Here is a 22,323-nt window from a genome sequence, read left to right as displayed (position 1 = left end):
ACCAAAAAAGCTTACCTGACAAAAAAATCATAGATTTTTTAAAAAGACTTATGTGAACTTATTCTACATCAGGATATCTCTTACTTAACTTAAGTGTTTAAATTTTGTGGTTTATAAATTCTACACGTACAAATGCCTATGCGCTACAGTACAAATACTTAGCTTTAAAATCAGAGATTTATACCCTAAAATTCATTCTCTTTTTGCCGTTACTTTGGTATGTTCAAAAGAAGCTTCGAAACCCTGAACAAAGGCAGCATCCGAAAAGCCGACAAAAGAGTAGGAACAATACCAAATAATATTAATCATGAAAAATCCAGAAAGTGTTGCTCCCTTTGTAGAAGCATCACAAATTATTACAGAACTGAAAGACAGAGCCAATGATATCCTGTCAAGTGTCTTAAGTACAGACCTGTCTGCCATCAATATTATCGGTAAAGGAAATTTTCCATATTACTGGCAGGACCCGGCCAACCTGAAGTTTAATAAAAAAACATATGACTGGATAGGCTGTAACCTGAGAGCCAATACGGAGCCGGTACAGCTGGATCAGGTATTTACCAATTATTTTATTGATGTTTTCTCAAAAGTCAATTATTCCTTATCTGAAGAAGATACAGCCGTACTGAATGATGCCCATTCAAGAGCTACAGACCAGCAAATGGCTTTACTCACTGCCTGGGTGGGAGCGTATGGGACACTTCCTCCTGCTACTGACACCATGCAGCCTATTGATATCATTATGGATAAAATCGCTACAGAATGGGCGGATCCTGCTACCACCTTATACCAGATTCAGAAAAGTGATAACCTGGATGCTTTACTGAACAAAACCCCCGCGAGCGGAAAACCTATTCTTCCTGTTTTAGCCAATTACCTGGATGCGCTGGGTGCCACCATATCTTTACAGAATAATGTGACGATGAATAACGGTTACTTATCTAGAGCTTTGAAAAATGTACAGTATCCTAAAAAAGAAAACGGAGGACTGCTGCTGAATGACGACAGGATTTTACCTGCCTTTGAGGTGACAACGTCGCTCAACCAGATTTTAAACGGCCTTAAAAACACCTCCCAGGCAGCCCAGATCGATATGGAGATCAATCGTGAATCCGAAAGCCGGTTCCGTGTTTCCGTAGAGGGAAAAACGGGTTTTTCTATTCCTATCTTCGATTTCTTTACGCTCGGAATTGGCGGCAATGCCAATTATTTCAGTGAAAATATTGCTGTCAGCAAAAACTCCATCAAAATATCGATGTCTTTTACGGGCGTTACCCTGGTCAACTTTGGTCCGAGAGATTTTAATATTGCCAGCAATTTGTACTGGGCATGGTTTGATCCTATCCGTAAGGCGCAGATAAACAGCAGCGATAAGCAGGAAGAAAAGCATATTTCCGGATACAAGTTTTCTCCGGATCCAGGTATGAAATTCGGACCGGAAGGACCTTTTGGCTTACTGAACGGAGTGGCTATTTCCAATTATCCTAGTGTAGAAATTACAGTAACCGGTGAAGATTATAAAAGTATCCAGAAAACTTTTGAGCAGTCAGCTTCTGTAACGCTCTCTTTCTTAGGAATTCCGCTGGCAAGTGCTAAGGAATCTACCTATTCTTCTTCCTTCTCTGTAGACCACTCAAAATCAACAATTAAAATCACGCTAAGTCCACCTCCAAGTTTAGTGGCCGGTAACAATATAGATTCCATAGCCTGGGTTCTTGGCGCTATTGTGGATTATCCTGCCCAGAACAGTGAAAGTGTTGAGCTCCTTAGTGATGAAGAGCTAGTGGCTAAAGGCGCCTATCCCAATTACCAGCTGTATGAAGATAATAATGAAACGACTTATTGCTCTGTAAAAAAAGTAAAGTCCCACGCAGTAGGGAGTGAATGGATACGCGAATGCCTTGCTGCACACCCCGGAACAAGCGTTTCCGGAAAACCATGGACAAGCCCTAAACAATCAGGGGTGATCTGGCCATAATAAACAAAAACAATTCATAAACTAGACTGTCTTTCGAGGTAGTCTAGTTTGTTATTGTATTGTAAGATGTTATTATGTCTTATATTTGTCAGTTTTTTTGTTGGTTTGAAACAGAATCCCCTATGTCGGGAAGATTTGGAGAGTCTTATAAAAATAAAAGAGATTGTAAACTAATGAACAATGATCTTACCATTATACCTTTTACCAACTTTTGCAATTACATCATTATTTTTAATACTGAAATCTATGAGAGCTTCTTCAAAACCTTTTTCCGTTTCCATATAAAATATTCCATTTGGATTTTTTATTCCGTGCTTTTTGTATTTGATTATAAATGTCAATTCTTCGTCAATTTCAAGCCAGTCATTTCTTTAATGATTTGAATATATTCTTTTGGAATAAATAGAGATAAGATCGATCCTGTTGTGCCTAGTAATATACTTACAAGGCTTATATTTGATGCCAAGCTATTTATATCATAAGTGTAGATTGTTGCGACTATTCCACATAATAGAAGTGAAATGGAAAAATATAATATAGTTTTATTTTCATACTTTAAAAAAGGAGGACATGAAATATTTAAGAGAACTAGCGGACAAGAAGATATATTCCGACCCCAATGGCGGAATACGCAGTCACCGTAAGAATATCAGCGATAGGCTGCGAAAAACGTTTTTCTGCAATTTTCTCACTATTGATCTGGTTCTTATGGAATTTCAGATTTTTTTTGGCATTATGAACCGGATGTACTACCAGACTGTCACCTTCCCATCGGTCAACAATTACTTTGTAACTCCTGCCATCAACGTCAATTTTAACATTTTTGCCAGCAGCCAGTTTCTCCTGAATATTGACAGGAGCAGGCGGCTGTTGTACGGTCAGATTTTGAGATGCAGCGGCTGTATTTTGCATTTGTGAAGAAGTCTTGTTGGCAAGCTTATTGTCAGCCGCCGGATTAGCCGGCTTTTTTACCTGGTACGTATAGCAGCTGGTAAGAGAACATAATATAATGATTAAATAAAGATTCTTTCGCATGAGCCAAATTTAAGAATTAAACGGAATATTTGGAATTTTCTTTTGGAAGGTGCCGTTTTTTTGAAAACATCCAGAGTTTCTGATGCAAAAAATCTCCTGAAATCATTATTTGAGGTTCCTGATGCTGCAACTGAAAGTTGAACTTTATTTGGGTTCTGAAATGCTCCTTTAAGGTCTTCAGGTTCTGCTGATAGTTTCGTGAGATAAAATTTCCTGTTGATGAACCAAATGGAAGGACTTTGTATAGATCCGGATGGGCTTGGAGCTCGAAAATAATATTTAAAACCATTAAGTAGGACTAAAGTAAAAGATAAAGTGCTGTTTTTGTCTGTACAGTGTAAGTTTAAGCCAAAGGACTACTTGGTCTAGCATCCTTGTCAAGGTTTTAAACCTTAACAAGGATATCTAACTTTTAAATAGTATTGTTGTTTTTAATTTATAATACTAAACCCCACGAAAGGATTCGTGCGAAAAAAATAAATCTGGAACAGAAACAGATCTGTACCACTTCTTCAAGATTTATAAAACGGACCATAAATGCATTCCACTCATATGAAGATATAGAAGAAAAATGTACTATTGATGTATAAATGATATGCCCAAAATGCATTTTTGATGTACCTGCATATTGTGGGTATAGCTCTTCTCTCCTTTACATTTGCACCAACAAAATGATCAGATAATGAAAGGAAAATTTCTATTACTTGGAAGCATTCTAGTCAGTTTTCAGGTGTTCTCGCAAGTAGGTATTAATACGCCAAATCCCCAGGCCAGCCTGGATGTAGTAGGCAAGCCCGCATCTACAAATGTATTTGATGGTATTATTGCTCCCAGAATTACGGGAGCACAACTGAGAGCAAAGACATATACCAAAAACCAGCAAGGGGCACTTGTATATATAACCGCTGCTGATACGGCTCCCAGCGGTCAGACAACAGAGGTAACCAGCACAGGGTATTTTTATTTTGACAGCGACCTGAACCGGTGGCAAAAGCTGAACTCTGGAGCTGTTACCATGGGAGATCCTACAACCGATGCTTTCATAGATGATCCCGCCAATACAATGGTGAAACTGGGAGCAGCCTCTACCGGCACTGCCAGATCTTCAAACACAGACTTCGTTATTAAAGACAACGGACGAGTGGGAATAGGGACGGACTTACCTGATACAGCCCTGCACATAAAAGAAAACGGAAATACTAACAGTAACCAGTTGAAAGTTCAGGCAACCAATAGTTCTCCATTGATTACTCTGGAAAGAACAGGAAGTAATAACTTATCTTCCGGAGCAGAGCTTGGAAAATTAACCTTTAATGGAAAGATTGCAGGAGCTAATTTTTCATTAGCAGGGATAAAAGCCAATTACTGGGGAACCGGGACAACCAATTCTTCAAGTCTTACATTTTCTACCAGTGACCGGCCGGCTGTCGTAATTAACGAGAGCGGAAATATGGGAATAGGGCGTTCTGATACCAATTATGCAATGTCTCCCACACAAAAGCTGGATGTAGATGGAAATGTAAGATTCAGAGATGTCCCATCATCCACATTGAATAGCACAGACATGTTAATGGCATTGGATAATAACGGGGTTGCTAAAAAAGTAGATATCACAGCACCCACAAGTGTTTTGGTTGCTACAAGAACAGGACCGTCAGCAAAATCGGGAGATGGTTCTTCTGCCATTATGTGGTTTGAAAATACCCATCAGTCTAATAATACCTATCTAACAAGAATTGATAATGGTACTTTTCAGGCAAACAAAACAGGATTATACACAATAAATATTACAGCCCACTTTGACCAGGTTCCTGAAGGCACAGTGGAAGAAAGCCATTACAGAGGAGTCTCAGTTGGGGTAAGGACTACCACAGACAAGCTTACCCAGCATTATGGATCTAATTATTTAGGAGATGGATACACCAATATTACTGCTGTTTTTGTATTAAATGCGGGAGAACAATTTCATGCATACAGCCAATGTAATAAAGGTGGAACATACAGACAGATGGAAGCTACTATGTCTGTTGTTTACACACCGTTCTGATAAATAAGTATCATGAAGAATCATACTATTAATAAATTTTCTACAGCACCAATTTTTAATATTTTAAGATTGAGTATCGTAGATTACAAGTTTTTATATGAAAAAATAAACAGCTGGTCTGATAATCTTTACAGCTATTTTCTTCCAGCCTCAAAACTAGAAAGAGGCTGTCTAAAAAGTCCAAAAAAATATCCCCGTTACTTAAAAAAGTTTCGGGGATTTTTTTGTTGTTTGTCCTTTAAGATTTATCTTTAAGGTGCACCCAAACAAACATTGATATGAAAGTACGGTTTAAATCTTTACCCACCAATACTCCCAGCTTATTTCCTGAAGATATTTTTGATAAGATAGGTGCTAATCATCCGGTACGTCTTATCAATGAATTAGTGGATAACTTGAATATCGATCATATTATAAGTGAATATAAAGGCGGTGGAACGACAAGTTTTCACCCCCGGATGATGATCAAAGTTTTATTCTATGCCTATTTCAACAATATTTATTCATGCCGTAAAATAGAAAAGGCACTTGGAGAAAATATTCATTTCATGTGGCTTTCCGGCAACAGTAAGCCTGATTACAGAACCATCAATTACTTTAGGAGCAAACGGCTTAAAAACCATATTCACCGTCTTTTTGCAGATGTTACCGTTGTTTTGCAGAATTTGGGTTACGTAAGTTTAAATGTTCAATATATAGATGGTACAAAAATAGAATCATCTGCCAACCGATACAGCTTTGTATGGAAAAAATCTGTAGAAAAGAATAAATTAAAACTGGAAGCTCAAATTCATTCCGTACTTGAAGATATTGAATCCCAAATCAAAGAAGAGCGTTATGAATCCCATGAAAAGCCCCTTCCAAAATCTATTGACAGCAGAGAGCTTCAGGATAAAATAGCAGAACTTAATCACTCTTTGGCACAGGACAATAAAACCGGTAAGAAGCTCATTAAAAAGCTTCAGCATCAGGACCTGCCCAGATTACAGAAGTATGAAGATCAATTAAAAATACTCTCAGGCCGCAACAGTTATAGTAAGACAGATCCCGACGCCTGCTTCATGCGGCTCAAAGACGACCATATGAAAAATGGGCAGCTTAAGCCAGCCTATAATGCACAGATCAGTACTGAAAACCAGTTTATCACCCATTACAGCATTCATCAGACTCCTGGAGATACCACTACATTGAAGGATCATCTTAACGGCTTTGAAAATCAGTACCACAAACAAAGTAAAGAGGTAGTAGCAGATGCCGGATATGGAAGTGAAGAGAATTACGAAATGATGGCAGAAAAAGCTATAGAGGGCTATGTAAAATATAATAATTTTCATAAAGAACAGAAGCGCAGTGAGAAGAACAATGCGTTTGCTGTACAGAACTTATATTATAATGAGGAAAATAACTTCTATGTATGTCCCTGCGGACAGCAAATGAACTTTATCGGTAAAGGCAAAAGGATCAGCAGTAACGGATATGAATCTCAGGTACATTATTATCAGGCTTTCAGATGTCAGGGTTGTCCTCTTAGAGAAAGCTGCCATCAAAGCCAGGATAATCGATTAATCGAAGTGAATTATAATCTGAACCATCACAGAATGAAAGCCAGGCAAAGGCTGATATCTGAAAAAGGGCATTACCACAGAAGTAAACGGCCTATAGAAGTAGAAGCTGTATTCGGGCAATTAAAAAGCAATAATAAATTTTCAAGATTTACTCTAAAAGGACTTGAAAAAGTAAATATTGAATTTGGATTAATGGCATTGGCACATAATCTTAGAAAATTAGTGAAAAACAGAAAACTTAACCGTAAAAATTGGCTAAATACACTTAAATGCAAACAACATATGCATCTTTTCCATAAGTATATGGAAATCCAAAAGTATAAAATTGCTGCATAACTATACGCAGTCTCAAAACAAAATAAAGAGGCTGACCTTTTTGGACAGCCTCTTTCTAGTTATTTTAAAATTTGCTGGTCATAAAGAAGGTTATCATCTTCATCAAAGCTTATGATCAGTACCTTATATTGTTTTGCGCTGTCGTTATTGAAGAATTTAATTCTTGGCGGGACGTAATCGCTGTCGAATAAATTGGGGTTCCAGTAAAGAGTTTCGCGGGTATCATTTTCAATTTTTTCCGGGGCATCATTATCAATCATTTCTATAGGGAATTCCGAAGGTTTATCATATCCTTTGAGGATGGATGAGTTGTTCTTCTGCACTTCTTTTTCATTGCTTTTAGATTTCATATTGCCTTTCATTGTGTAGATGGCTACGGCATCACCTACCAATCCTGATCCCTTAATGATTTTTACCATCGCTATATTATTGACAGGAAGGCTGGCAATCATGGCAGGATCAGCAGGTATTTCATCTAAATAAAGCTTAGCCTGCTGGCCGCGGATGTAGGGTACGTTTACTCCTGTATTATTTCTCTGAAACGTCAGGCCGGCGACTTTTCCCTGGAGCCAGTCTAATATATTGGTTGATGCTGAAGTGTGCTGGTCTTCATTCACAAAGTCAAATACGGTAGAATTGACAGAACTGAACATTCCGCTGGAAAGCTGTTTGTCCAGCTCTTCTTTCGGGTCTTTCTTTTTTCCTACTAAGGCTACTTCCTGAATCTCTATATCGTTACTCTCTGTTTTTTTGTTGTTTTTTTGAGTGTTGATGGCTCTGGAAATTGTAGGGGGAAGGGTTTTATTTTTATCGGCTTTTATCAAGGTATATTGGGTAGCCGGGAAATTGCCTTTGAATGTTGTGGGGGTTACTAACGGTTCTATAGTGACAAACAAATCATCATTTCCTGATTCTTTATTTTCTGAATTGACAAATGCTGAGATATCCAGCGGTTCATCATTGTTGAGGTTATTTAAATAGATGTAACCGTTTTGATCAGTTTTGAACTGGCTGAAAACAGGTTGGTTTTTGCCTGCCCTTGATACTAAATTTACATTTGTATTGATCAGCAGGGCATTGTTTTTAATAGGCTTTATCCTGTAAGAAAGATACTGCTGGGAATTGGTTTTAATGGAAGGTGCTGATCCGCTGAGTACGGAATTCCAATCGAATCTTTTCCAGTTTTCTGAAATAAGCAGTGCATCTAAAGCTTCACTATTGGCATTTTTAGAAAAATATTGTGCCGGACTGTCTATTCGTGTTGTAAAATCTCCTGTCAGCCAAAGTCTGCTCAGTATATTTTCTTCTTCCGGGATTTGGGTACCGTCATCTTCACTTACCAGGACTGTATAATTTTTGAAATAAGATTCCGGAGAAAGATCAATACTGTTGAACGCTCTCGGCGTTGGTTTTAAGCTCTTGCCAATAATTTCTGCTTTCTCAATCTTTAAATTACCGGGTTTTATAAAGCAAAGTCTTTGGGCAACAACATTATCCTGTTCATCAAAAATGACTAATTGTAAAATACCGTTCGCACCATTACTGATTTTTGTAGGAATAAGACTTGACGCTTCATTGGTTAAATGGTTGATGTTTGCTCTGTAAGCAAGATGATTATTGATCATTCCCACAATTTTATACCCCTGAAGCTGCTGTTTAAGATTAATGCCTTTTAAAATATATTTAATTCCTTCTTTAGAGCTGGAAACTTCCATGGCAAGACCAGTGTCTGCAGCCTGTGGCAGATCTATTGTTAGACTTTTTCCTGTATTGTCCTGAATGACGGCCTGATATTTTTTTCCGGAAACCGGGGTTATTTTAAAAGAAGCAACATTTTTATCAAAGGATTTAAATGTTGTAACCGGAGTATTGGGGTTTTGAACGTCTATTACTTTTCCGGTCCAGCTTTCCGGCAAAGAAGATTTTCCGGATAATCTTACAGCAAATTTGGTGGGTATGCCGTTAACGAAAGTTCCGCCTTCCGGGAAGGTTTTTGCTGACCAGTCGGATTTTTTGGCGGTCACTAATGATTCTGCAGAGTTTGGATTGTAAACCGGGATCGTTTTAACAATTTGAAAATCCTCGTTAAAATTGGTCATGTAAGGAGTATAGGCTCTTACAAAATACACCTGCTCAGGAAGGTCTTCTTTCAGCTGGAAATCTCCGCTGCCCTCACCATTGGTAAGGAGTACCGTCTTCCAGTCTATTAATTTTTTATCAGAATTATATAGTTCAACAAATAGGGTAGTAGATAATGCAGAACGGTTATATCCATCAAATACAAAACTTTTAAACCATATTTTGTCACCTGCTGCATATTGTGATTTGTCGGTAAGCAGGTATACTTTCTCCTGCTCGTAGTTATTCTCAAGATTGGTAATTGCTTTTTCCAGTTTAGTTTGTGCCAGCACAGGCTGTATCATTGATATCAGCAATACACAGAATATGTTTTTCATAGAAATCTCAGCGCATTTTAATTCTTCGCTAATGTAATCATTTAAAGACTTCGGGAATTGATATTTAATTTCTTATTTCAGAAGAAATGATAAAATTGATGACCTCTTCCAGTCGAAAATTCTGAGATATAATGCTATGTGACGCACTGAAAAGTACATGTTGTAAATGTAAATTAAACAGAAACCTGCTGTAAATTAAAATATTAGAAGTTTAAATAATAGGTATTTAGTGATAAAATATTTTTTATTGTTATAAATAAAATAAACATAAAAATGATGAATTTATTCACATATCAAAGTACCTGAATGTAATTTAAACGTTGTAATTTAATTTTATATGTCAAAACCAGGCTCGTAAGGATTTTTCCAGAAAGGTCTGATCTTTAGCAGGATCAGTCAGTGCTGCCAAGCAAACAAAATACGTATTATTAAGGTTAAAATTAAACTTTGAAATATCATATGAAAAAATAAGGATAGTTTTTGTTTCTGGTCTTGGAGAAATAGTTCTGGATTGCTCCTTTTATCAAAAAAGGTTTCTGAATAGCTATTTTGCGCCAAAATTGAAGGAACAACGATATTGTCTGTTATTTTAGTTTGCGATTAATATTTACATTACTGTAGTGCAATGTCTACGGACTAAATTATTTAATACATCAGTTTTTAAATAGTTTTGCAAATAATTCAAACAATATTTTAATGATTAAGATTAAAAAAATTATTGGAATTCTATTAGGGGGCTATAGTCTATTTCCAGCACAAACAACAACAATTACTAAATCATTTAATGATCCTCTTGTAGGAGATGTAGTGAATAATTACAGTGTCAATGGGACAGTAGATAATTCTGCAATTGGAAACAATGTAACCTTTAATAATATAAATTTAACACAAGGGGGGGGAAGTATTACATCATACACAGCAGTAACACCTGCGGAATTCATCACTTATCCTGGATCAACAATAAAAATGAATAGTTTGGGAAATACTATTTTTTATAAATCAACGGATTCAAAACTTGAAATAGCTGGAATAGTAACTTCACAGGCCACATTGAATTTTAATTCTGATAACGGAACCTTTATATCATATCCTACTGCTTATGGATCTGAAATAACAGATGCCGTGGCTGGAACATTCTCTTCAGCAGCAGTATCCGGATTTTGTAAAGGAACAATTACAACTTCCGGTGATGCTTATGGAACTTTAATGATAGGATCTCAAGTGTATAATAATGTTTTGAGGATCAAATCAGTACAAAATATTATTTTGTATTCTTCTTCTGATACTTCTTATTTTATACCCCTTGGAGTTATTACAAATACTATCTATTCTTATTATGATGGTAACCATAAGTTTCCTTTATTAACCTCTATCAGTGGAGCTGCCAATATTCCCCTTCTTAGTACTAATCAATCGGTTAATTATACACAGGTGTTAGATGAAGTTTATTTATCTACTGCCAGTTTTACGCCAAAGAAAGATTTTAAAATCTACCCTAATCCAGCACACGATTTTATCCATTTGACTGGGGATACAAGAGCACAATCTTCTGTCAGCATTTATACAGCCGGGGGGAAATTAGTGAAAAGGCTTAACAATATTCCTGATACAATTGATATATCAGAGCTTCCAAAAGCTTGCTATTTTATAGAAATTTCCAAAAAAAACGGAAAATCAGAAAAGTTGAAATTGATCAAAGAGTAAGATATACGGTAGCAATAATTTAATAAATTAAAATAAAAACAAATATGTCAATTAAATTAGGTGATATTGCACCAAATTTTCAGGCCGATTCGTCTGTCGGTAAAATAGATTTCTATAATTATCTTGGAGATTCATGGGGAATTTTATTTTCTCACCCTGCAGATTATACACCTGTTTGTACTACGGAGTTGGGGATGACAGCAAAGTTGCAATCGGAATTTAATAGCCGCAATACTAAAGTAATTGCGTTAAGTGTTGATAGAGCAGAAGATCATCAGAATTGGATAAATGACATTAATGAAACTCAAATGACTTGTGTTCAGTTTCCAATCATTGCCGATCATGATCTTGCCATTTCAATGCTTTATGATTTCATCCATCCTAAAGCATCCACAACAGCAACAGTTCGTTCCTTGTTAATACTTGACCCCAATAAAACGATTCGTTTAATTATTACTTATCCGGCATCTACGGGGCGAAATTTTGATGAAATCATACGCGTTTTAGACTCGTTACAGTTAGTGGATACCTGTACTATAGCAACTCCGGTTAATTGGAAAGCTGGTGATGATGTGATTATTCCTCCCAGTATTTCTATAGAGGATGCAAGAAAATTATATCCAAAAGGAGTTAGAGAAATTAAATCTTATTTAAGATTTACGCCTCATCCTAATAAATAAGAAACAATTATTAAGGGTATTTAAAGACAAATTAAAAACACATCACATTATGAATATGAAAAAAATAATTTTATTAAGTCTATTAGTATGTGGAATGGCAATTTCATGTAAAAAATCAGAAAATAGAAAGACCCAACCAAAGATTTCTTCTCATGTAATGACAAAAGAACAACAGGATAAATTAACCGGTGAAGAGGTTCTGAAAGATTTTATTGAGGGAAATAAAAGATTCCAAGATGGAATCGCAACTATGAGAGATCATACAAAACATACAAGACCGCCTGTAACTGGCCAGTTTCCTAAAGCCGTTGTTATAAGCTGTATAGATAATAGTGTTCCCGTAGAGGATATTTTTGATCAGGGTTTGGGAAATATTTTTGTTGGAGGTGTAGCTGGAAATTTTGTAGATGAAGATGTATTGGGAAGTATTGAGTTTGCTTGTGTAGTAGCGGGTGCCAAACTTGTCATGGTAATGGGGCATCAACAATGCGGCGCTGTAAAAGCAGCAATTGACAATGTTAGGCTAGGTACTATTTACAAAATAAGACCAGCAGTGAATATAAGCCTAAGTTTTACAGGAGATAAGAATTCAAAAAACAGTGAGTTTGTAAAGTTCGTTTCTGAAAATAATGTTAGAATAGCACTGAACGATATACGAAAAAAAAGTCCGATCCTTAAGGAAATGGAGGATAATGGAAAGATAAAAATTGTTGGAGCATTTTGCAGTCTTACAGATGGAACACTGGAGTTTATAAAATAATTCAGCTTGTTAATTTGTTTCGAACTCATGTTATTCAATATACGGAGTCGCCCCGAAATAAGTTGGCCATTTAAACAATATTAAATCCGGAGAACTGTTTTCTTCGGATTTAATATTGTTTGAGCTTCACTACTGTAGCAATTAACAACATAGATCCCGAAAAGAAAAAATAATCAATAATACCAGATGAAAAAAAGCAGATGTAAGCTAACCCTTGCTAAAAATTACAGGTTTTTCACAAGCAAAATATGAAGTAGGTTTCCAAACTGATAATGATTCTTATTTAGGCAATGGTTCAGACCGATATTATACCAATGGACTTCTTTTTTATTACCGCCAGGCATTGGAGGTAAAAAGTAAAGAAGGCAGCAACCTTGTCAATAAAATATTTGAAATGGAAGCCGGACAAAAAATATATACCCCGAAATCCGGATATATTTTGTCCCAGGAAGATATTGACCGCCCTTTTGCCGGTTATCTTTATATTGCTTCTCATCTTAATTTATTATACAATAATGAAAGTAACCTGAAGCTATCATTACATTTGGGGGGTATTGGTAAAGATTCTGGTGCTGAACGTATGCAAACGTTGTTACATAAAAAATTAGGCTTATATATTCCTAGCTATTTGATATGAAAAGAATATCTATAAAAAATATTCATTTTTAATACAAAAGTGATTTTTTGATGAGTTTAAGCAAATGGTTACCATTGTAAGGTGAAAATGAGTAACTATAAAACTATATGTATGACGTTCTTACTGTTTTTTTATTGTTTTATATAGTTAAGTATAAATAAGGCTGTTCGTTGTGTTGCTATAGTCAAAGCTTCAATTTCTAAGGTTTCGGCTTCTGTATGGGCACCTTTGCCCCAAGGTCCTAATCCATCTAATCCGGCTTTTATATAGGGGGTTGTGTAAGATATATCGGCTCCTCCTCTCAGTTCAGGCGATGCTGCTTTTATTGCTGAGTGCCCTAGCCTTTGATTAATAATACTATATAACGCCAGGAGGTCATCATTGGATTTTGTTGCCTGCATTGGGGGAATGATAGGTTTAAAACTTATGCTGCTATTGGTACCTTGTAATGAATGTGTTAAAATTTGTACCATATTCTTCTGTGCTTCATTTCGTTGTTGATCAGAAAGAAACCGCATATCGCCATGTGCATAAGCTATAGCAGGAACAATGGTTTTACGCCCAGTAGCAGAACCTGTTCCTGTTTCAATATTTTCATTTATCTTTTGTCCTCCTAAAAGCAGACCTGCATTAATGGTTAGTCCCGGAGTAGTAGAAAGGTTTTGTCGAATCTCATTAAGCACACGGGCTATTTCATATACCGCCCCAAACCCTGTATCGGGTTGAAAGATAGCTGCTGAATGCTGGGATTTGCCCGTTGAGTTCAAAAACCATTCATCAAGGCCTCGTCTTCCCACAATGAGTTCATTTGGTGAAAGCGCAAATTCAAACCCTAAGGCAATATCACTATCATTAGCAATGTCGATGAGTGTTTTTCGTGATATGCTTGTTGGCTTTGCAGCCAGTTCCTCATCGCCAGTGAAAACGATTGTAATATTGGCATTTTTAAGTTCTCCAATATGATGCAGGGCCTTCATTGCATATAAAATGGTAACAGTTCCTCCTTTAGCATCAATAACCCCAGGTCCGGTAGCATATTTATGATCAGGAGAAAGTATGAAACGCTGAAAAGGGCTGTCAATAGGGAAAACAGTATCCAGGTGTCCGATGATCAGTATTTTTTTACGCGAACTACCTTTGATCGTAGCAACTAAGCTTCCGGCATGATGCATTTCTGAAGGAAGATCGTGCCAGCTTACATTAAAGCCTATGGCTTCCAATTCTGATTTTATAAGCTCCCCATTTTTTTTAACGCCTTCAACATTAGATGTTTCACTATTGATATTAACTAGCCTCTCCAGGAGTTTTAATTGATCCTGTTTATTTTTAATAATAAAATCAATTATTTTTTTTTCTGTTGGAATTTTACCAGAAGGTTGATTAAAGGAAAGGAGTATGCCAACTATAATAAAATATATAAGGTGTTTAATCATGTTTGTAATAAAATAAAATTTTTTCTTTTGAAATTTTTCTGATTATCGAAGCAAGGAACCACTTGGTCTATCGATTTTGATCTTTTTGAAAATATTCTTGCCATTCCTGAGATTTCCTTTTAAAAAGAATATGCAATACTTTCGTTTTGCTTGCCACCATTTGTATGGGTTGGAATAATAGTTTTCCTAATGAATTGTTGCTGGTCTTCAAACTAATGATCAAAAAACAGGAAGCAATAATAGATGCAGTTATAATTGCAATAGTAAGTAAATCGTTCATGATATCTTTCTTATTTTTTGCCAGTTTGAATAATTGTATTTATTCCAGATTAGCAGCTTATTATATTTGGGGGTAAAATTATTGATTAAATGATTGGTATACTGTTGATTAATTGTAGTTATTAAGCTACTTGGATGAAAACATATATTGTGTTTTTGTACATAGATTAAACTAATTGCGAATGATATAATATTACAGATCTGGTAATTTGTATGAGTTCTTTTTACTTATCTTTTCTATGTACTTAGATTTTATATTAAAAAGTGATTTGTAGTTAATTTACCCTGTTTTTTAAACTCGTAGAATATTTACCAATTTGAATCATGTAAATGCGTTTGATAAGGTTGCTGTCATTTACAGATCTGCTTTGAATTGTTCCTGAATCAATTAGTTTCCAACCCTATTGAAGATTTATTAAATTCATAGTTATTAACTGTGTGTGGGTAGCCGCAAGTATGGCCATCCATTTTTTACAGAGAATTTGTTAGTAATAGCCATACACCGGAGATAGTGTGATTTTTTACTTATTAACACGAATAAAAACTACAGGCCTGGCGGTTTATTCTTACAGTCTTATTTTCTTGTGAATTATTGAATCAATTAATTTTGCAAATTATTAATAGTTAAACAAATATGGCATTTTAATTATATGCTGTGCAATGCATAGATTACTTAGAATACATTTTTGGAGCTATTATCAACACTTTATTATCAGCTTAAAAAATTAAATGAAAATTTGAAATTTAATAGAATGAATTTAAAAAACAAAAAAATGAAAAAAAATGTATTAGTTTTAACAACTTTTCTTAGCTCAATGATGTATTCTCAGGTGGGAATTAATACCCCGAACCCTCAAGGTATGTTTCACGTAGACGGAGGAAAAGATAACCCAATAACAGGAGTCCCAACGTCTGCTCAGCAATCCAATGACCTGATGATGTCAGCTGCCGGAAATGTAGGACTGGGTACAGTAACTCCGCAAACCAAGCTGCATGTAGCAGGTGAAATTACTGTAGATGTAACAAAAAACTCAAGTATACATTCTGTTACAGTTGACATGTCAAGAATTCGTGCTTCGGCCGGGACTACCTGGCATTTGCCAATGGGCTGGCAGGCAGACGGAAGTCTTGCTGTCTTGCCAGGACAGTTAGAGACAGCTGTAAATGTGAATGAATCAAATAATGGTACAGTGCTAATTATTCCTTCTACTTTATGGGGAGTAGGCGTAACAGATACTCTTATGTACAGTTTGATGATTGAAGGACTTTATAGTAACCACTGTATTGGTTCCAACAATGCAATAATGACGATTTATATTACTCATGGAGGTATGAATGTAACGCTGAATGGTGTCGAACAGGGGACATTATCCAATCCTTCTACTGATGTAACTACATGGACTTCTCCCGCTGCCTGTAATCGTAATGTGACTTTTAGTTATAATTCAACTACAAGAGTTTTATCATATGCCAATTCTGATACTGCCGGAAGAATTACCTTAAACGGGACAGCAACACTATATGGCTGGATTATAAACTAAAAGGCTTAACTCATTTAAAGGATATCTGAAAAAGATCACATTTGTATTATCAATCCATTTGTTATACTCAAAAAAATAAATGAAAATTTAAAATAATATAGAGGGAATTTTAAAAACAAAAAAATGAAAAAAAATATATTGGTTTTAACAGCTTTTCTTAGCTCAATGATGTATTCTCAGGTGGGAATTAATACTCAGAACCCTCAAGGTATTTTTAACATAGACGGAGGAGGAGATAATCCAGTAACGGGAGTTCCAACACCTATTCAGCAATCCAATGACCTGATGATGTCAGCTGCCGGAAATGTAGGACTGGGTACGGTAACTCCGCAAAGCAGGCTGCACGTAGCAGGTGAAATTACTGTAGATGTAACAAAAAACTCAAGTATACATCCTGTTACAGTTGACTTGTCAAGAATTCGTGCTTCGGCCGGAACTACCTGGCATTTGCCTATGGGCTGGCAAGCAGACGGAAGTCTTGCTGTCTTGCCGGGACAGTTAGAGACAGCTGTAAAGGTGGTTGCATTAGGTAATGGTACAGTACTAACTATTCCTTCTTTTTTATGGGGGACAGGAGCAACAGATACTGAGTTTTACGGTTTGAAGATTGAAGGGTTTTATTTTGACCACTGTAATAATTTTCAAACTATTGGAGTAATAAAGATTTATATTACTCATGGAGGTATGAATGTACTGTTGAATGGTAGGACACAAGGTACATTAACAAATCCTTCTCCAGGTGTATTTACTTGGCGTGCTCCCGCTAGTGGATGTAATGGTGTTAAGACTTTTAGTTATAATTCGGCTACAAGAGTTCTATCATATGGTTCCACTGCTGGAGCTACTACTTTAAGAGCGACAGCAACACTATATGGTAATACAGCTCCGTAAGTATATATATAGGTCTGTATATCCTTAGGCGGATGCGGGCAAGAACAATAGCATTACTGCTGTTACCACTTATTCCTCAGTTACGTTATAAGGCAGCCAGCCTATTCTATATAGTGCTGCTTCTGGCATACATTAACCTATACTAGCGGCCAGCTAAGCGTTACTTTTTAGATAAATCCACTTATTTTTCTAATGCAGGACTATTGATAGTATTGATAAGGTAAAGCAGGCCAACTAAAATAGAAATTGAGATAATAACAAAAGGATCACCAACTATAGCAGCAGTAAGAATTAAGTATAAAAATGAAAACAAAAACAAATGTCTTTTTAGACTTCAATAACACACAGTTTGATGGCCACCTTCATAATAGTGTGATGAGTTTTATAGAAGAGTACAAGGATAATAATATTGCTGGGTTAGCAAAAGATCAGTTAATGAGGGAGCTTATGGCTAAAGATCCTCTTACACCAGAGTCTAAGCTGGCAGTACAGCAGGCCTTAATGGATTCTAAAAAAAAATCAAATAAAACGTTTGATTTTTTTGATGCAAAGGGTTTGAATGAGTTTGTAAAAAAAAGTAAAGATCAATATGTTGATGTTATTGTATTAACCGCTTCTAGTTTTCCGAATGCGATTAAAGCAGTATATGAACTAAAAGGCTTAACCCATTTAAAGGATATTTCAATGATTTCTGTTCCAATTCAGTATGGTGTTGCTGTAATGGCAGAAAGTAAGAGCGCAGAAATACAACAATATGAAAGAGAGCAAAGATTAAGAATTAAAGGGTTGGATACTGTTCATAATATTTTTGTTGATGATACTAAAATAAATATTGATGTATTTAAAAAAAGCAGCAATCCGGCTACCAATATTGGGATTTTAGTAACCAGGGGGATTAATTTAAAGCAGCTTAATGGCGAGGTAGATAAAACACTTACTCATCTTGGTAAAATAAGGAAATCCAGGCGGCAAAGTGAAATTGATCCTGTTTATGAGAATGTTAATCCACGTAAGCGTAATGAAAATCAAGATACAGAAGGGGGCTTTCTCTGGAAAACAATTCAAAAGATGCTTCGTATGTTTATTCTAAGGTGAAAGATATAAAGCTGACCTTTAAAGTTTACTAATGATGTATTATCAGGCGGAAATTATGAACTTCGCCCAATAATTCCTGTAATTATAATCGGACTTTTAGTTATAAATTCCGGTACAAGCGTTTTATCATATGGTGATTCCTCAGGATCAACCAGAAGATGATGTAATTTTTTTCAGCTTATCAACACGAATAAAAACTACATGCCTGGCGGTCTATTCTTACGGTATTCATTTTTTGTGGATTATTAAATCAACTATTTTTGTAAATAATTAATAGCTAAGCAATAAGGATGTTTTAATTGCATTTTGTGCAATAGATGAACCTCTTAAAATAGACTTATTTGGAGCTGTTTTCAATGGGTTGTCTATATATTATAAGTTAGTCTCTGTTGTTTCTCCAATCTTGTATAAGCATATTTCTTTTCTATTTAAATAATATAACATATTGACTGTGAGTATTTAAAAAATGTTTTTTTTCGTCTGGATGTCAAAATCTTATAGACCGCAATAATATAAATAACTAGTTTTAAAAATAAGTATAAAAATGAAAACAAAAACAAATGTCTTTTTAGACTTCGATAACACACAATTTGATGGTCATCTTCATAATACTATGATGAAATATTTTTATAAATCTGATGACATTTTTCATAAATTACAAAATGTTGAGCCTGAATTAACAAAAGAGCAGTTAATGAAAGAGCTTAAGGGCGAAGTCCCTCTTACAGCAACTTCTAAGTATGCAGTACAGCTTGCATTAATGAGTGCTAAAAATGACGCTGAAGAAGCAAATAAAAAACTTAAAGCAGAAGGAAAAACTGAAAAACCTGTACACACATTTGATTTTTTTGATGGAAAGCGTCTGCATGAACTTGTTAAAGAACGTAAAGATCAAGGTGTTGATTTTGCTATATTAACAGCCTCCATGTTTCCAGGTGCAATTAATGCAATAAATCAAATAAAGGGCTTAATTCATTTAAACGATATTCCAATGATTGTTGTTCCTATTGCTAGTAATGGTACTGCCAAGGAAAATAAGCTTAAAATGGCTAAGGATAAATATAAAGAAATACAAAAATATGAAAGAGCACAAAGAACAAGTAATGAAGGGTTGATTGATGTTCAAAATATTTTTGTTGATGATAGTAAGGAAAATATTGAAGTATTTACCAAAAGTAAAAATCCGAATAATACCGGGATTTTAGCAACGGAAGGGCTTGGTAAGGAACTTTTGAAACAGCTTAATAATGAGATTGATAATGTGCTTAAGCAGCAAGCAGAGAAATCTAAGCAACATAGTAAGGAAAGCGCATCATCTATAGAAGAAGGTATATATGCAAATGCAAGTGAATTTAGAAAGGAAAGTGTATCAAAAGAAGAAGATATATATGCAAATGCAAGTGAATTGAGATCAGGTAAAAATGACCTTTCACAGTTTACAAAAACACAGAATAAACCTGAAGTACCACCAAGACTTTCTCCTACAGCATCACCAAAACTTCATCCTAGAGCTGCTAAAGTAGAGGCTAGCACTACACCTACACTTCCTCTGAAATCATCAAAGCTGCGTTAGAAAACATTTAATCAATAAACAAGCAAGCAAATACTACAAGTAGCATACTTAGGGATTGAAAAAAATATTACAGCTGTTTCTGTATGGTCAATCAATTTGTTACATGTTCAAAGGATTAATAGCAGGACAGCAAAAAGCCGGATGGATAGAACTATGAAGTAAATCTGTCGCTGCTTAATCTGACAAGTTTGCAATTCTGAAGACTTTAGTATTCATTTCAATATAGGTTAGGGTAATGAGCAGGCTGAGAAAATAGTATATTTTTCCAATCGGCCTGCCATCCTTTTACTGTCAAAACTTTCCCTTAGGTGAATTTTTGTAATGATAAAGAACTTTTTCGGGTAAAAATAAATACAATTTATATGGAATATAAAACCCCCAAAACTTTAGAAAGAACTCCTTTAATCTTTGGTTATCCCGTAATTACGGCTATGATAGTTGTTATATGTTTGATGCTGTTTCTTTTTATTGTATTTAAAAAGGTACTGGTATCATTAGTGTTTTTAGTAGTTCCCATACTGTATTTATACATCATAAAAAAGTACCCTAGAAAAGGTGAGTTTAAAGAATTCTTTTTTGATTTTAAGATGGGAGTGCAATGTATCAGATTTGATGAAAAATTAGAAAATTTGATTAATATAAACTCAAAAGATAACAGAGAAATTTAAAAAAACTGATTCATTATCAGATTATTAATTGATATAAGTTGAATTATCGGGCTTTAATCCAGTTAGAAATAAAACATAAACAAAAAATTAAAATTTAGTTTTAAAATAGAGTAGAAATGAAAAATTTGAAATTTAACAGAAGGAATTTAATTGCATTATTATTACCAATAGGTAGTTTATTATATTCTCAAACAGGAGGCGGAGGAACAATTGATGCAAAAATTGCTGGGTGGACAACCACTCTAAAAACATCATTAAATGCAGGAGTTGGTGCTTTTGCAGTGGTGGGTGCTTTTCTAATATTTGTTCAGTATATGCAGGGTAACGAACAGGCTCAAAAGAATTTTGTCCGTTTTGTAATAGGCTTAGCTATTTTTGGTTTGGTTGACGTTATTGCTAATGTGTTTATCTAGAATATATTAGTTAGATGTTAAGCTAACTCCAATCTAAATCAACACTACCTACCTCCGCAAGAATATTGAATACTTTCAAAGCATAACATTATTCAATATCATCTTTTTGCAATTTTTCCCTAAAATTTTGTTTGTGGCATGTATTCTAATAGTATGTCCATTAAGAACGTCTTTAATTTAACTATGGAATTTAAATTTTTTCTTGAACCTTCAATTATTGAAGTAGAAAGAGCGAAGCTAGCTTCAGCAAAAGTTGGGAATAATGCATTGACAACTAAAATTAACTTGTTGAATAACAGTAATATGTTGTGTGTAAAGTGTAAAGGTGACCAGAATGTTAAGGTGGTTAATATTGCGCCTATATCAGAAAATAAAGATGAAAGTCAATATCCCTTATGTGAAAACTGTAGAAAAGCTTCTTTTAAGGTTAAAATATTCAGATAGAATGCTTTTCGGTTATCTGTATCATAATTTATCAATTTAAATAAAATGGATTTAAAAAAACTACGTGAGATTCCTTCTACTTATTCTTTAGTTAAAAAAGCATTATTTCTTAGCTTTTTTATTACAATAATAGCTATCGTTTCTAGTTCAATCTGGGCTGTTTATGTAAGTAAAGTTTTTACTAAAAAGATATATGTTATCACTGAAAAAGGACAGGCCGCAATTGCCAATTCTATGAATAATGAACAGGACTATGAAAATTACAGACTGCCTGAGATTAAGAATCATATTAAAGTGCTTCACAGATTATTTTTTGGATATGATCAGTTTAGCTATGATAAGAATATCAATGAGGCTCTCTATCTGATTGGAAACTCTGGAAAACAATTGTATTTATCTCTTAAAGCAAACGGGCATTTTGCGAGGATACAATCTCAAAATCTGGTTCAAAAACTAGAGATAGATTCTATAAAAGTTAATGATAAAGAATATCCTTACCACGCATCTGTTTATGGAAAACTCAATGTCTCCAGAGTTGATCAGAATGTGAGTACAAAAAACCTGTTCTATGCCTCATTTGATTTATATAATGTGGCAAGAACTGAAAATAATCCTCATGGTTTACTTATTGAAAACTACCTATTTAAAAGTGAAGGGTTTGAAAATGCTTCAGCTCAGAATGCTGGCAATGTTAGACAAGAGGAAGCACAAGATTCTCAGAGTACAGAGGATAATTGATACGATATAATATTTTAAAATCCTTTTGATTGCTAAGTATTGATGATAAT

General features: G+C 35.0%; 19 protein-coding genes. 15 read left to right on the top strand and 4 right to left on the bottom strand.

Going from position 1 to position 22,323, the window contains the following annotated elements:
• Window positions 1-307: 307 nt before the first annotated feature.
• The gene (locus ACP3T3_RS07140; RefSeq protein WP_426479219.1) at window positions 308-1,978 is read left to right on the top strand and encodes a lamin tail domain-containing protein; all 1,671 of its coding nucleotides are present in this window, start codon (window positions 308-310) and stop codon (window positions 1,976-1,978) included.
• A 170-nt stretch (window positions 1,979-2,148) separates the two neighbouring features.
• Here ACP3T3_RS07140 and ACP3T3_RS07135 read toward each other — a convergent pair whose 3' ends face one another.
• Window positions 2,149-2,319 carry a hypothetical protein gene (locus tag ACP3T3_RS07135; RefSeq protein WP_426479218.1) on the bottom strand — a complete coding sequence of 57 codons (171 nt, stop codon included), beginning with the start codon at window positions 2,317-2,319 and terminating at the stop codon, window positions 2,149-2,151.
• Between the two features lie 247 nt (window positions 2,320-2,566).
• Window positions 2,567-3,013 carry a hypothetical protein gene (locus ACP3T3_RS07130; RefSeq protein WP_426479217.1) on the bottom strand — a complete coding sequence of 149 codons (447 nt, stop codon included), beginning with the start codon at window positions 3,011-3,013 and terminating at the stop codon, window positions 2,567-2,569.
• A gap of 682 nt (window positions 3,014-3,695) precedes the next feature.
• Here ACP3T3_RS07130 and ACP3T3_RS07125 point away from each other — a divergent pair.
• On the top strand, window positions 3,696-5,060 hold the full coding sequence (locus ACP3T3_RS07125) for a hypothetical protein (RefSeq protein ID WP_426479216.1): 1,365 nt from the start codon (window positions 3,696-3,698) through the stop codon (window positions 5,058-5,060).
• A gap of 278 nt (window positions 5,061-5,338) precedes the next feature.
• Entirely contained in the window at window positions 5,339-6,961 is a 1,623-nt protein-coding gene (locus ACP3T3_RS07120; RefSeq protein ID WP_426477848.1) for an IS1182 family transposase, read from the top strand.
• A gap of 59 nt (window positions 6,962-7,020) precedes the next feature.
• Here ACP3T3_RS07120 and ACP3T3_RS07115 read toward each other — a convergent pair whose 3' ends face one another.
• Window positions 7,021-9,417 (bottom strand): TonB-dependent receptor plug domain-containing protein, encoded by a 2,397-nt coding sequence (locus ACP3T3_RS07115; RefSeq protein WP_426479215.1) that lies wholly within the window; start codon window positions 9,415-9,417, stop codon window positions 7,021-7,023.
• A gap of 696 nt (window positions 9,418-10,113) precedes the next feature.
• On the opposite strand from ACP3T3_RS07115, the gene ACP3T3_RS07110 reads away from it, so the two are divergent.
• From ACP3T3_RS07110 to ACP3T3_RS07095, 4 genes are all read left to right on the top strand, one after another.
• On the top strand, window positions 10,114-11,121 hold the full coding sequence (locus ACP3T3_RS07110; RefSeq protein WP_426479214.1) for a T9SS type A sorting domain-containing protein: 1,008 nt from the start codon (window positions 10,114-10,116) through the stop codon (window positions 11,119-11,121).
• Between the two features lie 44 nt (window positions 11,122-11,165).
• Window positions 11,166-11,801, top strand: a complete 636-nt coding sequence (locus tag ACP3T3_RS07105) for a peroxiredoxin (RefSeq protein WP_426479213.1) — start codon at window positions 11,166-11,168, stop codon at window positions 11,799-11,801.
• Between the two features lie 49 nt (window positions 11,802-11,850).
• Window positions 11,851-12,561: a carbonic anhydrase family protein gene (locus ACP3T3_RS07100; protein ID WP_426479212.1), complete on the top strand. Its 711-nt coding sequence runs from the start codon at window positions 11,851-11,853 to the stop codon at window positions 12,559-12,561.
• Between the two features lie 214 nt (window positions 12,562-12,775).
• Entirely contained in the window at window positions 12,776-13,198 is a 423-nt protein-coding gene (locus tag ACP3T3_RS07095) for a lipid A-modifier LpxR family protein (RefSeq protein ID WP_426479211.1), read from the top strand.
• Between the two features lie 131 nt (window positions 13,199-13,329).
• Here the strand turns inward: ACP3T3_RS07095 and ACP3T3_RS07090 are convergent, their stop codons facing one another.
• Window positions 13,330-14,631: a M20/M25/M40 family metallo-hydrolase gene (locus tag ACP3T3_RS07090; protein WP_426479210.1), complete on the bottom strand. Its 1,302-nt coding sequence runs from the start codon at window positions 14,629-14,631 to the stop codon at window positions 13,330-13,332.
• A 1,052-nt stretch (window positions 14,632-15,683) separates the two neighbouring features.
• Between ACP3T3_RS07090 and ACP3T3_RS07085 the strand changes: the two genes are divergently transcribed.
• From ACP3T3_RS07085 to ACP3T3_RS07050, 8 genes are all read left to right on the top strand, one after another.
• Window positions 15,684-16,451 (top strand): hypothetical protein, encoded by a 768-nt coding sequence (locus tag ACP3T3_RS07085; protein ID WP_426479209.1) that lies wholly within the window; start codon window positions 15,684-15,686, stop codon window positions 16,449-16,451.
• Window positions 16,452-16,574: 123 nt separating this feature from the next.
• Window positions 16,575-17,342 (top strand): hypothetical protein, encoded by a 768-nt coding sequence (locus ACP3T3_RS07080; RefSeq protein WP_426479208.1) that lies wholly within the window; start codon window positions 16,575-16,577, stop codon window positions 17,340-17,342.
• Between the two features lie 303 nt (window positions 17,343-17,645).
• Window positions 17,646-18,437 carry a hypothetical protein gene (locus tag ACP3T3_RS07075; protein WP_426479207.1) on the top strand — a complete coding sequence of 264 codons (792 nt, stop codon included), beginning with the start codon at window positions 17,646-17,648 and terminating at the stop codon, window positions 18,435-18,437.
• A gap of 544 nt (window positions 18,438-18,981) precedes the next feature.
• Window positions 18,982-20,010: a hypothetical protein gene (locus ACP3T3_RS07070; protein ID WP_426479206.1), complete on the top strand. Its 1,029-nt coding sequence runs from the start codon at window positions 18,982-18,984 to the stop codon at window positions 20,008-20,010.
• A 362-nt stretch (window positions 20,011-20,372) separates the two neighbouring features.
• On the top strand, window positions 20,373-20,678 hold the full coding sequence (locus ACP3T3_RS07065) for a hypothetical protein (RefSeq protein ID WP_426479205.1): 306 nt from the start codon (window positions 20,373-20,375) through the stop codon (window positions 20,676-20,678).
• 116 nt (window positions 20,679-20,794) lie between these two features.
• Window positions 20,795-21,091, top strand: coding sequence for a hypothetical protein (locus tag ACP3T3_RS07060; RefSeq protein ID WP_426479204.1), 297 nt, complete (start codon window positions 20,795-20,797; stop codon window positions 21,089-21,091).
• 183 nt (window positions 21,092-21,274) lie between these two features.
• Window positions 21,275-21,535: a hypothetical protein gene (locus tag ACP3T3_RS07055; protein ID WP_426479203.1), complete on the top strand. Its 261-nt coding sequence runs from the start codon at window positions 21,275-21,277 to the stop codon at window positions 21,533-21,535.
• A gap of 45 nt (window positions 21,536-21,580) precedes the next feature.
• A complete protein-coding gene (locus tag ACP3T3_RS07050) occupies window positions 21,581-22,273 on the top strand; it encodes a hypothetical protein (RefSeq protein ID WP_426479202.1) in 693 nt (230 codons plus the stop codon).
• Window positions 22,274-22,323: the final 50 nt, after the last annotated feature.

The organism is Chryseobacterium sp. CBSDS_008 (genome assembly GCF_049959325.1).
Lineage (GTDB): Bacteria > Bacteroidota > Bacteroidia > Flavobacteriales > Weeksellaceae > Chryseobacterium.
This window is presented reverse-complemented; position numbering and strand designations above follow the sequence as displayed.